Origin of the sequence: Nocardia carnea (assembly GCF_029869215.1) — a bacterium.
GTDB classification, from domain to species: Bacteria; Actinomycetota; Actinomycetes; order Mycobacteriales; family Mycobacteriaceae; genus Nocardia; species Nocardia carnea_B.
Window position 1 is genome coordinate 1 of record NZ_JARWPM010000348.1, and the last position, 18,327, is coordinate 18,327.

Genomic DNA, 18,327 nt, shown 5'->3' on the forward strand with positions numbered 1-18,327 from the left:
TCGTCTTGTTCGAGAGCACCGTGGAACCTTCGGGAAGACTCCGATCGGCGTCCGGACCAAGCGACGGAACCGTGTGCGGCGAGACCCGAGCCAGTCCGCGATCGAGCTGTCCATCGGCCCGGGTACCGTCGAACTCTGCCTGGGAGCCGCCCGGGCCGGCTTCCGCAGACGAACTCTCACCCTCACTCTGAAACCGAAGCGGATCGCTGACCACCGCCACAGTCATATTGTCGATCTTCCGCTTGGCCTTCCAGTCGGTGCCACCGCGAGCCTCTTCCTGCCGTCGCCCGCCCGCCTCGCTTGCACGATCCACGAGGGCGATGGCAATGGCATCGTCGGCATCGGCAGACTGCACCGTTTCGGCTATCACGGTTGGGGTCAGTTCGTCCGATATCCCATCGCTCATCGCAATGAGGACGTCGGATTCGCCTACCTGACAGTCGTATACATAGCTCGCTGGGGAGCCCAGAACACTGCCACCGATCTGGAGGTTGGCTCCTGTGCCTGCACCTCGATTCCCGGTGAGCTGTTGGATATCGCCGGGTGCGGCACCGATCCGAAATGCGGGACTGTCGCCGATTCCGCCGATGACCGCACGGCCCGGTTCAGAACGGTGCCGTGCCGGCTCACGAACGACCACGGTCAGGGTCGTCGCAGGTGAGCTCGGGAATGGCGAATCCTCCCACTCTGCCACGAGTTCCGCCGGGAACAACAGGTTGTTCGCGACCCACACCAGCTGATCGGCATACTTGATCGCGTCCTCGACAGCCTGTCTCGGGTCGGCGCCTCCCGACAATGAGCGATTCAGGCTCACCAGCGCCCCATGGGCAGCCAACTGTGCCGCGATATGTGAACTTGTCGCTCCACCCACACCGTCACACACCACCGACACGTTGATCGGCAGGTCGTCCGTGCGGTGAATCCGGCCGGATACCACCGCATCCTGGTTGTTGTCGCGCTCGCCGCGATCGGTGAGTGCCGGCACCGGACCGTCGATGGTCCGCCGGGCCTCGGTATCGTTCAGCACGATCGCCGCGTAGTTACGCATCGCCGTGCGCAGGCGCGCCCGTGGATCCGTATCCGCCGCGGCCGGTGCCGGTTCTGTGCCGACGTCGGGTGTATCCGGTTGTTCCAGCACCGACGCCAGAAATCGCAGTCCCTTTTCAGGGTCTTCCAGCAGACCCGGCAGCAGCAGTGGTTCGATGGCCTCCGAATCCAGTCCTAAATCTGCTGCGGCCGCCCGCAGCTCGAGTTCCGCCGCTTCCGGTGTGAGAGGGGAATTTTCCGCCGGTGCCGCGATGGGAGCGACGCCGTCGTTCGAGTACAGGTCATCGTCCGCGGCCGCGAACTCGAATTCCGGCTCCGGCTGACCGAACGCCGACGGTATGCGCGCGGTCACATCGCGTTGGGTGCGCTCGACAACCAACTCCTGGGGAGGTTCACCGGCCCGACCCGATTGATCGGATCGGTGAAGATCCAGCGGATCCCACAGCTCGTCCGCATCCAGCTCGGTGAGCGCGAACAACGCCGAATCCTGAAGGAACTCCTTGGCCACGAGCAGCAGACCGTAACCATACTCACCTGCCCATGGACGATCCCATGCCAGAGATATCCGCAAGGACAGCTTCTCCCCGTCGAACTCCATCGTCATCACCGGATGGCCATCGGCATCGGTGGCACTCACGCTGACTGCGGACCCATTCGGCCCCTCACCGACATCAACAGTCGCGGTCACTTCGGGCAGGCTCAGCGCGCTACGGACGGCAGCGCATACCGCCCGGATCCGAGCCGGCGCCACATTCCACCCGGACAGAATGTCCGGCAGAGAACCACCGATCTCGGCAACTGCAGCGTCACCGACCTCGACCCGGCGTTTCGGCGGCGGGTTCTCCCCGTCGGCTGCCTCACCACGCGCACCGCCCCAGCCGCCGACCGGCGGCAGCAAGGCCGCCGCAGCGGGAGCGAGGTAATCGGCGCCGAAATTGCCGGATTTCTTATCGGATTCCGGTGTTTCGCTGGAGGTCGACGCGGCATCGTCCGGCGGGCTGTCCGCAAGGTCGAGGAATGCTTCGGCGTCGGCGAGGAGGGCGTCCGTCACAAGAGTGACGCCTTCCGCATTGTCGAGATCCCCGTTCCGGATTCGGTGACCGATCTCCAGCTCGCCGTACTCATTGTCCGCCGCGGGATACAGTTCGGTGAGATGGCCGCCGATATCGTGGCCGGTAGCGTCCATTTCCGCTCGGACGATACCGAGGAATACCACACGTTCCGCGATCGGCTCGATTCGGATCTGCCGGAGTGCCTCGTCGGGATCGACGCGGGAGTTGGAAGGATCGAATACAGCTTGATCGGGCACACCTTGCTGTGCCTCCATGACGCTCATCGCCAGAACAGATACGGCCGCCTCCGGATTGCCAACCAGATTCGCGTCGATTTCTATTGCGGAACCGCCGAATTTCACCTGGCCCGCCGAACGCATGAAACCCTCGCGGTAACCGATCTGCCAGCCATCGGATTTCCGCGCTTTGATCGCCTCGACGAGTGACGGTGTGTGCAGCACCAGGGCATCGACTTCGTCGCCGAGACCGGTGTCCACACCGCCCACGAACTCATGCCACAGCTCTCGGTAATGGGGTTCGTATTTCGTGTAATAGTAGTTCTCGGGTTGCCGCAGCATCTCCTCGGCAATCGCCGAACACGCCTCGTCATTCGTCAGGTCCCCAGCGACAACCGCCTCGTACATCGTCTGGACGAAGCCCTCCACGCCGGCGGTGTGACCACCGTATCCGATATCTGTCTGACCGTCGGTGGCCTGCAGGATCTCACGTCGGACGCGGGCTGCGGCCAGACCGGCTCGGGCCTCCCGTACGAAGCGCTGGCGAAGCTGTCGCACTACCCAGTCGCTCTTGCGTTCACCGTCGGCCGGCAGCTCCACCTGCATATCACTGTCCGTCACCGTGACCGCATGGTTCAGTTCATGGGCCAGCACGGCCACCGTCTCATGCAGATCAACACCGAGGTGGCCTGTCAGGTCGATGACCTTCGGTCCATACGCGGCGGTCGAAACGCCGTCCGGTTCTCCGTACAGGATAGTCCAGCCCTGCTCCTGCGCCTGCCACAGCATCGCACGCAGGTAAGGAGACTTCTTCACCAAGGCGTCGACCTCGGGACCGAGGCCGGTCCGCACCGGCCGCATCTCGTCGGCAACGAAATCCGCGATGCTATTGAATCCGTAAGCGCCGGCCAGGGCGCCGACGCCGAGGGCGCCTATCATTCCCAGAACGCGTTTCCTGGTCTGTCCCTCCGCGCTACCAGCTCCGGTCGAGGTACCCTTCCCCGCTCCGCCTCGGGTGTTCCCCGGCGTGGTCACTCCGGTATTCGGCGCACCGATCTCTTCGTACGAAATCCCGTCGAGGTCGAGCACAGCAGAATCCGCCGCACGCTGCGCATTCCCCGGCTCGGCGGAAGCAGCATCGCGGAAACTTCGAGCGCAGGCCTCAGTATCGGCCACAGCCCGCAACGACTGCAGACGATCGGTATCCCACACAGCCGGTTCACCGAGAACATCCGCACGGAACAGTCCGCTCGACAGGAGAATTGCGACACCCTGGTCTCGGCGCACGGAGACCGTCAACCGCTGCCTGTCCAGGTCTTCCAGTTCGGCCGAGAGGCGTGCCTCGTCCGTGCGCAGTAGGTCGATTCTCGTCGGCAGGCGAGTGAGTTGCTCGTCTCCTGGGTCCACCCACCGCCGTCGGACTTCCGGCATGGCGGCGAGCCGGTCATGTTTCTTCTTTGCCGCGACGAGATCGGCGCGGACTTCGGACCGTTCTTCCTCGACCTCTCTGTAACGTTTGTCGAGAGCAGCCAGAACGGCGGGAGCGGAGTGGAACGCGTCGGCTGCCTCCACCGATTCGACCGCGGCGTTTACGGCGTCAGCGGCGTCAGCTGTCCCCGGTACCTTCTGCAGAACCTGCGCCACCAATACGTCCCGGACGGCGGCCGCGGTCCGGCCGTTTGCCTGCGGGTCCTCTTCCACAGCACTCCGGGTTGCCGCGACGTCCGACGGCGTACCGGACCCGACGTTCGTGCGCCGGACCCAGCCGAAGGGGGACAACCAGGCTTCCGAGACTGCGCCGTCTGCGGCGACCCGCCGCAGTTCGACCGGGATGTTCGCCTCCAGTAACGCCTGCAACTCGGCAGGTTTCAGGTCAGGGTCACCAGCAGCGCTGGTGAACAGAACCAGCCGGCCACCCGAAATCTTTCCCCATGTACCGATCGCAACTCCGCCGGTGCGGTCGAATCGGTTTCGAACCGTCTGCTCCTGCTCTTCGAGCGTGCGGTCGTATTCGGCGACGAGATCGAATATCGCCTGCACAGCGGGGTCTTCCAAATCCGCCGTGAGCGCCGACAACTGAGCCCGCGCCTCAGCCACCAGTTGGCTGGTGACCAGCCGCTCCGGCTCAGGTACCACACCGGCGAGCGCCTCGGCCAGTTCGCCGGCGATCCGCAGCTGTTCGGTGGTCGGGGCGACATCCGGCGCTTCGAACGATGCCCGAATACTGAGATCGACCGCTGCCGCGAGCGACTCGACGGAGACTCCCGTGGTGGTCACCGCCTGCACCCGGTATCCGATTTCCGCCAGCGCACCGTAATCGGCCGCGGAAACCGGCTTCGACCGAAGGACCAGTTCGCGTAGTTCCCGCACCAGTCGCCGGGCATACCGTCCGGCGCTGCCTTCCGGCAGCAGATCCGGCCCGCCTGCCTCATCCGCAGATCGATCGCGCGCCGGGTCCGCGTCGTTCGTCCGCTCGCGCCCGATCCGGTCCAGTTCCCCGAGGAGTTTCTGCGCAAGTGATCGCGGATCGTCCGGATCGAGCTCAGGCGAACTCCAGCCGGTATCCGGCACCTCGATAGTTGTGCCATAGCTGGCAGATCGAATGACACCCGTGCGGCGCAGGGCTTTTCCTTCGGCGTCGACCAGCCAGAACTCCACCTCGTGGTACTCGCCCAGCCCGGCACACAAGTCAGGGTTGTCCTGGAGGACGGTCGCCAACTGCTCACGCACCGTACCCGGCGACTGCCCGCGGTCGGCGATCATCACGAGTTTGGTGGTGCCGGAGGCAGATACCGTGCCCACCTGGTTCGGTCCGCGCACCACGAACGTGTGTTTCCCTACCCCGCCGGCGTTCTCGATGCCGAAGAGTTCGGTGGCGAGCAGTTTGCGCCGGCGGGCCCGCTGGAGTGGGTCGGTGACAGCAGTGTCGATCTTGGCCAGCTCACGATCGATGAGCGCATTCATACCCGCACATTGGGCGGCGGGGTAGGAATCCGCGCGCTGTCGCAGAAGGTTCTCCGTTTCCCGCGCTTCGGCCTCGGCCGCCGCGACCGCCAGGTCGTTGATCGCCCGCAAACGCTCCGTCGGCGGCGGTAGTGGCGTCGTTTCCGGGTTACCGGAGTCCGGCAGCTCGGGCATCAGCCCACCGGCCCGGTTCTGCCATTCGTTCCAGGCGCGGGCCCGTCCCGCCAGCAATGTTCCCCGCAGCTGCCGGGCCGTACGGAAAGTGGCGCGTTCTTCCGGCGACAGCGGCGAGGCGGTTTCATCGAAGGCAACCAGTTCCACCGACGACGGCTCTGCGGCACCTATGGCAGCACCCCCGCGGCGCAGCAAACGGTGCAGGGTGGCCATGTTCTCTGCCAGTCGCGCATCGTAGCGGTTCACCGTGTCGGCGGATTCGAACAACGCCATCACCGCGGCCGCGGTATCGCGTGTCTGCGAACCCGGTTTCGAGGGGAAGTGCTGCGTGGTCAACGCCTCGGCGGCCGTCCACAGGTCCTCGCTTGGTATGTCGGCCGACGACACCGGGTGCATGGTTTCCTCGACGACGGTCCATTCCCCGTGGGTATCCCGCCGTTCGGTCACCGGTCGGCCGAAACCATCGACCCGCACTCGCAGATACTCCGGCTCGACCGAACTTCCGGCCGCCAACCCAACCTGTTCGAATGCGCCTCCCTCGGTATCCATCCCCGGATCGGACACACCAGCAGGGGCCACCCACACCATCCGGCCGGGCAGCATCACCCCCCATTCACCGAATGGCACGCCACCCAATCGTTTCCGCTCGACCCGGGCGGCAGCACGTTGAAGGTCCGCGTGCTCGCTCAACACCTGCCGCAAGAGCAGCAGACTCCTGTCCGCTGTCCCCGCACCGGCCGGATCCGAGGCCGCCACAACATTGCGTGCCTCCGCCAGTAGCTCGTCGAGTGTCAACTGCTCGGGGTGGCGGTTCAGCGACCGAGCCGGATGATCGACGAACGCCTCCAACCCGGCGATCAGGCGGCGAGCCATTTCCTGGGCATCACTCGGCCCGAATACCGGCAAACTCGCCTCCACAGCCCCCGGGGCCGCGAGCACCGCCACAATCGGGCCCCACGCCGACTCCGGAAGGTCCGCCCGGCCGACGACCCGATACGCCGCTGTCCGCAATTCCTCCGACGACATGGTCTCCGGGTCCGGTACCGAGCCCCGCATTACTTCGACCAGCGAGGGCTCGGCCGGGGCCACTGGTCCGGAATCCGGCCGCTTCCACGAACGAATACCGATCTGGCTGAAGTAACCACCGTTCGGACGTGGTGCCGCCGAGTTCGGGCCCTCCCCCTCACTCCCGCCACCACGCGTCCGGCTACCGGGCACGTTCCGCGGAGCCGCTTCGCCGGCATCGGCCGCTCCCGGACCTGTTGCCGGCATCAGTGCTTCACCGACCTGCGGATCAGTCATCCTGCCCGCACGGTCGAACCATGCCCATGAAGAGTCACTGACCAGCAGGCTGCTACCGAAAACGCCTGCCCGGTAACCCGACACCTCGGTGATCGAGCCGTCCGCGCCGAGCTCGAGGAACCTGATCGGCATCTCGATCCCGGGGTCCAACGTGGGCCAGGAGTCGAGAGTGCCGAAGACGGCCGACCGATATTCGTCCAGGTCCAGGCCGGGCTCGACCACAAGGACGAGTTCGCCATTCCGCACCCCGAACCCGGCGGTCAGCGACACCGGCTTTGCACCGGCCTCCATCAGTGCCTGCACTCCGGACAGTGGATCGGAGGCAAGTGTTGTCCCGGCGTCCGGTCGACGCGGGGTTCCGGCCAGTGCCTTGTCGAATTCCGCCTCGCTCCGGCTCGCTTCGGTGAGCGCTTCGGCCCGCTCAACGGCTCTGCGCCACCGGTGATCCCGCTTCTCGAATCCTTCCGATACCGCGATCAGATCATTGAGGCACCGTCGCCGATCCCGAAGTTCCTTGAACGACTCCCGTGGCAGACGACCCGGACCGCGCTCCGGGTCGTCTGTCTCGCTGAGAAGTACGGCATCGATTTCGTTCCGCAATCGGTACAGCTCACGAGTGGTGGCTATCCCCGGCCTCGCCGGGACGATTCCAGGCTCCAGCCGTTCCCGAATCGCAACGTAAGCGTCGACGATACGCTCTCGATCGTGGTGGGCTGCCGCAAGCTCTCGGCCCGATGCGGTAAGTGCACGGACGCGGGAATCCATCCGATGGTAGCCTTGCGCGCCCTCGACCCGCGCTTTGCCGCGCTCAATCCAGCGGTTGAGTCTACGGTTGTTCGGGTCTTCGGATGCGCGACCGTCGCTCGCACGCTGGAGTTGTCTCCAACCGGCGAGCTGGCTCTGCTCGGCCGCCAACGCAGCTGAGCCGGGCTCCAACTCCTCGACCCGGCCACCATTACTGCTCACCTGGCTCCGGTATTCGTCGCTCGCCCACTTCGCCTCGATCAACGCCTCGGCCAGTTCGACCCCGAGCGTTCCTTCGTCGGATACCGCCGGGGCATTCTGGCCTATGGACTCCGCCACGACGTTCAGTGCCCAACCAGCCTCTTGCCGGATGCCTTCCGACTGTTGATCAGTAGCGGACGACCGTCGATCAGTAGCGGACGCTGCCTCGTCCAGGGACTTACCTTCATCGATGAGTCCTGTCACGATCTGCCGATGGTCGAGTCCTGTCACGATCTGCCGATGGTCCGGCAACGACAGCCCCAGCGACCGCAACGCTTGCTCCCGGACGCGGGGCGTCGCCGCGCGGACGAGGGTTTCGAGGCGCAACCACTTCGCCAACGCGAGGCAACCGTCGCTGAAAACCTCGCTTACTTCGGAGACGTTCCGGAAACCCAAGCGCGCCGCCGTATCGCTGGGGCTCGATCCTGCCAGTCGCAAGGACACTACGTTGCGCTGCTTATCGGTCAACATCGCCAGCCAGCGATCGAACCGAGGACGGGTGTCCTCGTCTTCATACACCGCCTGGATATCCTGGATCTCGTCGCGCCTGCTCAGCCGGCGACCGATACCGGCGTTCAGCCCGAACGCGACACACTTGACACCCGCCTGTTCACGTTGGTTTGGCGTAGGCTGAACCTCGGCTTTGTCCACGGCGAACGAGTCGAGCACATTGACCATACGGCCACCAGCGACCGCTGCCATCACGGATTCGGCGCCCGAACCGGCGCCTACGAGGTGAATCCGCGGCCTCCGCCTACCCGAGGCTTCCGCTTCCCGGCCCGACTGGACGGCAACCACCTGGGCCAACGCTGCCGTAGCCGACCCGTCGTCACGCAGGCTCCCATACCCCATAGCAGCGATGACCTGCACTCGACGGCCGTCTTCCGCGGCCCGCTTCTGGACCTCGGCCGCCGCCCGCAGAAAGTCGCCGGCATCGGTGGACAACGAACCTTCACCGGTGAAGATGATGATCGATTCGGGATCCGGATCGCCGAAGGCCGCCACCATTGTCGATTTTTCCGCGTTCAGCGACACCAACAGGGGTGCCGCGTCGTCGACCCCGTTCAGCGCGTCCCGCGCGCCGATCAGCTCACGCCGTTCACGCTGGTCCTGGACTCTTGCCAGCCGATTCGACAGCCACACCCGGTTCCAGAGATCCCGGTCGGTGAACGGCATACCCCAGGCGCACCCGACCAGGTTCTCCTCAGCAAGGAACTCGTCCGACTTGTGCGCCTCGAACAGTGCACCCCCCGGCACGAACCGGCCGGAGATCCGTTGCGAGCTCGCCAGCCGGCGTGACATAACCTCCGCCGTGATGCCGGCCGCGGATTCGGGGTCCCGGCCGGACTTTTCGAACGCCGATGCGGCCAGTCGCTGTGTGAGCGCCTTCTCCCGCCTCCCGCCCTGATCTTCCAGCCCCCGCGTGATATCGGTGCCTGCTTCGAGCGGTTCGCTGACAAATACCTGGACGTCGGGCAGCGTCGTCGCAATCTGGACGCTGAGATCGGCTGGGGTTTCCGGCGTGAGAGCTCCCAACGTGACCCGCGACAGCAGGCCCTCGGGTACCGCATCAGCGGCATCAGCCAGCAACTCGGCCGCAGAGCCGAACAGTACGACATTGTCGATTTCCGGTTCGGTCGGCGCAACCTCGAGGGGCCTTTCCACCCAGCTGCCGGACTCCCATGAACTACTGCTCGTGCCCGATGCCTGTGCGGGTAAATGGATTTCCGGCATCGAACCTTTCAGCCCCGCCAGATCCTGGACCAACCGCTCACCGCTATCGGTATCGCCGGTGCACATCCGGACGATCACCGCAACCGGGCGGCCGCGGGTCTCCGCGGCCAGCCGGCGGTAACGCGCCTCGGCCTCACGCAGAACCGCATACATGTCATCAATCTCGGACGGCGTCGCAACAAGCACTTCGACCACGGGCTTCTCGGTCGATTCAGCCCTGCGGAAATCCCCGAACTGGACCTCGACCTTGCCCGGCACACCAGTATCGGTGCTATCTCGAACATAGGATTTCAGATACGCCTTGTTGTTCTCCCGGACAGCCCATCGATCCAGTTCGCGTACCAGACCGGCCACCGGCGACCGCGCACCCTCGCTCTCCACGAGCGAGCGATTCAGCATGTCCCGGTCCTCCACCGGTACACCGTCCTGATGGCGAGCCCACTCGGGATTCCTCCACGCAATCCCGGCCCGCGCCTCCATTGCCCGGTCACGCAACTGCTCTTGGATGGACTCGTACCAGCGGCAAACCTCGTCGGCGAGATCCCATGCCGCATCTGCATCGTCGGGTGGCCGGTGCCCCACACCTCCGGCGTCATTCAGGGCCCGGGCCAGATCTGCGGCCTCCGACTCAGCTCGGGAGGGCACCCTCGTCCACGAGCGTCCCGAGTTCTCCACGGCTTGCCCTGCCGCGCCGCCCGAACGGTCCGGGGGCGGCGTGCCGTCAGCAGATCCCGCAACCCCGCTTGCGGAACCATCGCCCAGGGGAACGCCCTTCGAGTCGGTCGGCGGTGCGGAATCGCCCCCGTTCTGGTCTGTCGGCTCCGAACGTCCGAATCCCTCGATCGGGTTTGCCGGACCGTATGCGGAAGCCGGGAACCACCTGTCCTCCGAGGACGGCCCCTGTGCCGGTTCCAGGGTTTGGGCCGGGTCGCGCACGGCAGATGTAACCCGTTGGACTCCGCTCCATTTCGTATCGGCATTGCTCAGCCTCCGCCAAGCTGTTTCGAGAAACTTCGTGTTCCCCGTCAACAACATCGCTCGCTGATCGTCGGTGAAATCCCCGGTATCGATGTACTCCACACCGTCCTCACCGACCCGGGTGAGTACAAGGTGAGCTGTACCTCGCTGAGGACCCTCCCCCGGCTTTTCCAGGGCGAGCACCACAACAGGCGAGTGGCCTGTCGCCGGCAGCGACTTCGACCGATATTCCGAAGCCTCGCGCGTCGCCCGCTCCAGCACCGCCTGTACACTGCCGTCCAGAACCGGATACTCGGCTTCCTCGCCCTCGACAGCACCCCGCCAACGCCACCCCGACTTCGCCGCGAACTCACCCGCTTCGCACCCCCTCTGCCATATCGAATCCTGCCCCTGCCGATCAGGTGCTTCTACGGAGGGTTCCAGCGCTTTCAGTACGTGTAGCGAGTAGCCGACGCACTGGCCGCGACCCGACGAGTGCGGCAGCAGGCCTTCGGTTGCCGACCGCTGGTAATCGGAACGAAGGAAGTCGGCGTCGATGGCTTGCCAGAAGGCCTCCTCCCAGGGCAGTTCCGGATCCTGCCCCCGGGAAGCAAAAGCCGATAGCAGGGTGCGCAAGAAGCCTCGTGGACAACGAATCTCGGGCACTCCCGGCCGGTGGAAGGCAATGCCCGGGATATTAGGGTCGTGCTCCGGCCGCGGCCAGTCGGCGATCAGCGTTCGGATGCCGAAACTGTGCGGTTCGGTGTCGTACACAACGATCTCGTCGCCTTCATCGGTGCCTTCGTTGACCACGAGGACCGTTTTGTCGTCCAGGAAGGCGAATACGAAACCGCCGGGTTTGTCCTTCAGCCATTCTTCGATGGCATAGAAGGTGTGAAAGCCACCAGGATGAAGCCGACCCCCAGTGGCGAGTTCAGCGACCCGGTGGCCGGGTTCGGATGGTATACCCGGTAGCGGGGTCCGCATCCCCTGGCCGATCCTGAGATGGATTGCTGCCAGGACCCCGTTACGGACATTGTCCGACGACATCGGAACAGCCGATCGCGGTGCGATGTCGACAGCAGCGCGTGCGGGAGACCCGTCCATGACAGCTGATTCCCGTCGCACGATTTTATTGTTGACAGACAGCTCGATCAAGAAATCACGTGCTCGCGGGTTCGGTTCCGCTAGATCGGTGATGTCGTCGACGATCAACCGAACCGTCGCATGTCCGTCTTTCAGCCCGGAGTTCAGTGCCCTGGCCAGATCCGCGAGGATGGAGTCCACCGCCCGCTCGGGCAGGGTCCGGCGCAAGCGCTCGGCAACCAAGTCGGCGGGACGGGTGTAGGCGTCGGGTTCGTTGAGCGCGACCGATACCTCGACGGTATCCCGCAACCCGAGCAGTCTCGACAGCGGTTCGGCATTGCCATTGCCGACCAGGTCCATTACCGCGTGCAGTATCTGTTGGCCGACAGGCGGGACCCGATCCCCACCTACTCCATCGGCTGCGGCCCAGTTCTCCACGGCGGCAAAGGACGTGGCGAATGCTTCGCTTATCCGGAGCACACCCTCGGCGGTCACGCAGTCCTCGCCGAAGTGCTGGGTCATCCACGCTGCGATGGCCCCGCTTTCATGAGGGGTCCCCGACCGGACACACTGGCGAATCAGGGCGGACTGTGCGATCGGGAGCGCCCGCCCGTCGATGGACGCCAGTGCGGCAACCCGGCCCAGAGCTCGGTACAGCGCCTCGGCACGCGAGCGATCATCGGGCATCGCACGCAGTACATCACGATTGGCCGCGAGCGCCATCCCACCGCTGTCGGTCCGGTACACCCAGAAGGGGTCATCCGGGTTGATCGGCTCATTCTCTTCGAGTCTCCGAAGGAAGAAGCCGGCGTAATCGGTGAGGCCGAATTCGGTGATATCGATCCAGCGATGCCGGTCGATGGTGCCCCCGAACACCTCCAGCAGTTGCGCCATCAGGGAGCGGTTCTCGGTCTCACGTTGCCGGCACAATTCGGGATCGTCGATTGCTTCGGGCTGGCTCCAGATCTTCACACCGTGCGCAGCGGCCTTTTCCGCCTCCCGCAACAACACCACATTCGCCTCTGGGTCCCCAGGAAGCTGCTCCACGTCCGCAAGCCCCTCGCGAATTTCCTCTACGGACGCTTCGAGAAGTTCCGCCAGTTCCTGCCGGTCGGCCGTCACAGGAAGACCACCGCAAAGCAAGGCCGTAATGCCTTGGGGCTCGATCCGCTTCGCCCCAGGAATCCACGGTGCGACGGCATCATCATCCCCGCGCACCACCCACGTCGAGCGCGCCTGGTAATCGGCCGCGCACCAGATTGTTTCAGGCCATGGGGCTTCGGCCACCAGATGCGGAGCCTGGTAGACCAGCGATTCGACCTTCTCCGGCATGTCTTCTCGACCAGCGGCAGCGGCGAGCGTCCCGGCGCCCCGACCGTACCCGACCACATGGAACTGCGCAGATGAGTCTCCGCGGCACTGTTCGGATTCGGCGACCATCGACGTGAGCAGCTCGTTCAGACCCGCACCATCGGGGCCGAACTCTTCGTAACCGACCGCGATGACCAGCGCCGCCGAGTGCGGCTGGGAGCCTTGGATCACAATGTCCTCATAGGTGGCGCGAGCGGCCGCCACCAAATCCAGACATTTGTCAAACTCACCGTCCCCGACCAGCACTCCGACGGTATCGGCGTCGAATTCTCCCAGCACGAAGACCGCACGACCGCTGTGGGGATCCACTGAGTGCACCCGGAGCCGCGGCCGGCCAGGCAATGCATCCGACCAAGCATCACTTTCGTCCCGGATCTCGCGCAGGCGAGTGTACTGTTCGGGTTGTATCCGCGAGCGTGGGTCTGTGTCCGAATGCGCGTTCGGGCCGAACCAGTACTTCCTGTTCAGTTCGTCACGTACCGGTATCGGCAGGCCGGCGACTTCACGCAGGTCCATGGTGTCCACCAGCTGGGCACGAGCGGCATCCGACAGTGAATCCCACATCTGCCTGAGTTCGGACATCCGGGTGGGTAGGAGCGCTGCCCCGAGCCGCGCGTCCTCCCGCCATGGCGCGGAGAGGCGCAGCCATTTGCTCATGTTCCGGATCTTGTCCATGACAACCGCATCGCGCTGCCTCTCCTCGGCACGACGCTGTTCCGCCGCAGCCTGCGCCCACACCTCGGACGGTTTATCGATTTCTCCACCGGTCGGAGGGTTGCCTCCCTCGTTCCCGGTGAACAGTGCCGAGACGCTGGATTCGGTTTCGGGAGATTCCATCCTGATGGACAGGTGACGTTCGCTTGGTCCAGCCACCTGCATGGTCGAAACCAGGTGAGTTATACCGTAATTGTGGGCCGACTCCGCCGAGTGCAGTGCCCACCGGTGCGCGACCAGCGGGTCAGTGCAGTCCCAATTGTGGGTCAACAAACCCGGCAAGAAGGCATTCGCCAGAGAGAAAGCACTAGCGAGTTCCTCGGTGGACGCGTCACCGCCGCGCACATCTGTACTCCACACCCGGCTGCCGGCACCGCTGGAGATGCGCAGTGATGCAGTCAAACCGGATTCATAGACGATCTCGACAACGAGCGCGTCGCCCTCGATACGAGACTCATATGTACCGGCGCCCAGTCCCGACATCCCACGTGTCCATTGGAAGACCTCGTCCTCCACGTCGCGCCAGGAATCAGGCGAAGAACCGAGCAGCGACACCGATTCGAAGTCATCCGCGGCTACGGCCGCCAACGATCGCGACCGCGAAGCACCCGATGCCGCGGTGTAGAGACGGACCCCATCCGCAGTGTCATGAGCGCCGAAAAGGGGTCCGCCTTCGTGTTCACGCTCGATTGCCGGTTCGGAGCCACCGCCGTTCGAGGGATCCGTTCCTGCTTCACCCGCACGACCGTCATCGTCGTGGGAATCAAAGGAGTTGTCAGGCAACGCTGCGGCGCTCGCCTTCTGTGTGCCCCTGGGACCTCCCTCCCCGGACACACCCGCCGGACGCGCACCCTCAGCACCACTCCCGAATTGGTGCAACACTTCGCCGTCGGGGCCCTCGAAATGGAAGCCCTCCGGTTGGAAAACCCGGGCGCCCCGCGGAGCAGACTTGACTGCGTCCGCCTGATCGTCCGCTGCATCGGTTCCGGAGCCGGGGTCATCCTCCCCTGCCGTGCTGCGCGGAGCGTGCCGATCCGGTGGCGATTCGACGGCGGGGCCGGCTTTATCCGCGGATCGGCTCCCGGACTGGAGTGCTGCCGGTTCGAAGCCATCCCCGAGTTCCGCCGCCGTCACCTTCTGGAAGGTCGACTCCTCGAGCACACCTGTGTGGCTTTCCGGCGCGGACGCCGCCTCGACGGCGGGCTCGGCGTGCTCGGTCTCGAGGGTTTCCAGGCAGGTGGCTGCCTCGCGGAGGGCGGGGAGGGACAGCAGCTGGTCGGTATCCCAGATGATGCCGGCGTCGAGCTGGTCCGGGTTCAGGTGGCCGCGGCCGACGAGATATGCGACCTTGTCGCCGCGGCGGGTGGTCGCCGTCCACCGCTCGGTGCGCAGCTCCTCCTGTTCCACCGCCAGATGGCTGCGTGCGACCAGCAACGCACCGATCTCGGCCTCGCGATCGAGGGTGCTCTGCGCGTCGTGAGCTGCGGGATCGGGCGGCTCGTCGCCGGATCCGGTGGCCGGATCGCCGGCGGTGGTACGGGCGGTGGTGAGCTGGGCATCGATATGTTCGAGTTCGGCTTCGACCTCCGCCAGGTGGGCGTCTATCCGTTCGAGCGTGCCGTCCAATACCGCGATCTCATTCGCGGCTTTCCCTTCCGGCGAGCCCGGCACCTTGCGGAGAATCTGGGCCACCAACGCGTTGTGTATCGCGCGCGCAGTCGATAGTGCTCCGGGAGCCGGGCGATCGTTTTCGCCAGGACCGGCCGGTGGTTTCTCGGATACCCAGCCACCGTTGTGGAACCAGGTGACGGTGACCTCGCCGTCGGCATCGACAGTGTGTTGTTCGACGAGTACCTCGGCGAACTGCAATGCTCGCAGCTCACCCGGTTCGAGGGGTGGTGAGCTGGTGGCACTGGTGACGATCACCAGTCCCTCGCCGGTCACCCGGCCCCACGAACCGACCGGGGTTCCGTCGATCCGGTCGAATTCGGCGCGGACCGCGTCTGCCCAGCGCTGTTCGTATGCTTCGCAGTGTGCGTCGTATTGCTCGACCAGCAGCTCCAGCTCGAGCCACAGCCATTGCGTGCGGTCGGCGTTCTCCAGCGCCCTCCGGGCGGCGGATGCTGCGGATTCATTCGTGCCGATTTCCACACCCAGCGCCTGCAACAGTGTGGTGAAGCGGTCGGTGAACGTGTAGGAATCGAGTGGCTGCCGGTCGGATTCGGGCACCGGATCGATTCGGGATCGTGCGGAAACCCCGAAGGACTCCACCTCGGCCACACCGTTTTCGAGGATCCGGACCCGCTCGATCTCCGATGCCGGGTCCGCACCCCGCACCGCGTCCGCCGCAGCGATCGCGTTCTCGGAAGCCTGGCGAATCGGCTCGTACTCGGCCTTCGTACGATGCGGTTTCCGCTCCGCAGTGGACAACTCGATAGCGCCGCGCAGCCGGGTGCCGGTCGTACGAGCCGCGCCGGCCAGGTCCGCCGTACTCAGGTCGGCCTCCGCACACAGGGCGCGCAGCGGCATCAGCCGGGAAATGGAGTGCGCCAGCGCTTCGGGTTCGCTGGTTCCGAGCAGATCCCCGAGTTCGGAACGAGGCCTGCTGAGCCGGTCGTACTCGGACTGCAGGCCCTCCAGTGCTTCGCGCAACCTGGCGCGTTCGGCATTACGGCGCTCCGTTTCGGCAGCGGCCTGTCGCCTCGCGGCCTCGCGGTCTCCTCCGCGCCGCAATCGCACCGGCCCCAGCCCGTCCAGCCCGGCCAGCCGTGATTCGACCACGTCCAGTTCGGCCCGCACCTGCTCGAGGCGACCGGGGTCGTTATCGGCATCCGTCAGACCGGCCACCAGACCCACCGCCGGGCCGACGGTCTCGGCACTCCTATCGAGCTCGTGGCCGACGAGGGCCTCGGCCACAACGCGGACTGCGTATTTGTGTTGCAGATGTGCCCCGGTCGTCTCCGGATCCGGCGCGATTTCGGGGCGCCCGCGCTCCCACCGGCCCTTGTTCCACCGTTCGAAGATCGGCGTACCGTCTTCGTCGCTGCCGACACGCCACTGTTCGATCGGCACCCCGCGGTCGGACACAGCCTGTTGGACGTCGGCAGCCAGTACCGGATCGTCCGCTCCCGCCGGTGCGATGATCACCAGCTTCCCGCCACACACCCGCGCCCACGGCCCGGCCGGAGTGCCGCCGATCCGGTCCAGTTCCGCCTGCCGCGCCAGATCCGGGTTCGCACGCCACTGCGCCTGGGCCAGTCGCGCGCCTTCCAGCTGCAATTCGAAACACGGGAGCGCGCTCTCGGCCCGCTGGTATCGCTCGAGCTCGGCCGACGCGTCGGTGTTCTCGGCCGGTTCGCCGCCCGTGCTGCCCGGGAATACCTCGGAGAACTGTGCCAGCAGCACGGCGCGATCCTCGAGAAGCAGGTCGGCGCCAGTGATCTGCGCGCGAATCTGCTCGATGGTTTTGTCGGCTGCCGCGCACGCCTGTTCCACGAGTTCGGCACGCCGGTCGCCGATATCGCGCAGGGCGCGCAGGGAAGCCAGCCGGCCGGCGTCCCACACGGTCGGGTTGCCGTCCTGATCCTGGTGCAGCAAACCCTGGTCGGCGAGGAGTTCTACCAGATCGTCGCGACGGGTACCGGCCAGCAGGCTCGCGGTGGTCGCTTCGGTGTGTTCGATCCGGCGCGTCCGAATCTCCGCTTCCAGCCGCTGGACGGTTGCGCTGAGCTCGTCGAGCCGAGCCCTGTCGAAGTCCGTGACTTCCTGCTGGGCCCGGAGAGTCGCGGCCAGCACGTCCCGTTCGATTTCTGTCCTACGGTGCTGCGTCGCAAGCTCGTCGAGGTCTTTCTCGGCGCGCTTGCTCCGCTCGTTCAGTGCCGCTATGTCGGTGCCGAGCTGGACTATTTCGTCTGCGGCGGAAGGGACGGAAAGTGCCGTGTGCAGCGCTTCCTCTGTGTGTTCCGCACCCAGGATCCGGTCGGCCAGGGCCCGGTGGATCGCGTCCACAGCCGAGTGCTGCGACGCGAGGTGCGCGGCCGGGGTGTGAACAACGGCCGGTCTCCCGGTGATCGGCTGTGTCGTCGCAGCCCAGCCGCCATTGCGGAACTGTGTCACCGTTACCTTGCCGTCGGCTGCCACGGTGTGGAGTTCTACGGGTATCTTCGCCTGCTCGAGGGCTCGCAGGTCGTCCGGTTCCAGCGCCGGGAGCGCGGCCTCGGCGGTGACAATGATCAGCCCGCCGTCCACCGCTCGGCCCCACGAACCGATCGGCACACCGTCCAGCTGCTCGAAATGGTTATGTGCGGCCGCCGCGCACTTCCCGGGCAGTTGCGCGACAGCCCCTGCGTAGGCGCTGGAGGCCTGCGACAGAGCGCGCCACCCGGGATCCTCGAGATCCATCGCGGGGCTTTCGAGCGCGCCATCTGCTTGTTCGGCAAGTTCGGCCGCCGTCAGTCCGACGGGCACGTCGATGCCGACGCCCGCGAGGCCGGCACGAAGCTGTTCGGCGAATGTCGCGGCATCCGGCAATGCAGGCGCGGCGGCGTAATGGCCGGCCCGGGAGTACGCGGCGGCACCGAATTCCGTGAGCTGGGAATACCCGGTCTCGAGGATGCCCAGCCGTTCGATATCCGCCGGTGTTCCGATCTCGGGGACCGCGTTCGCCGCGTCGATTGCCGTGACCA

General features: G+C 65.6%; 1 protein-coding gene (only partly in view). It reads right to left on the reverse strand.

Annotated elements, in window-relative coordinates:
• The coding region annotated (locus tag QH276_RS24210) for a protein phosphatase 2C domain-containing protein (RefSeq protein WP_280406913.1) crosses the window boundary (this coding region is incomplete at its 3' end): on the reverse strand, positions 1-18,327 show 18,327 of its 27,502 nt. The annotated region continues 9,175 nt past the right edge of the window.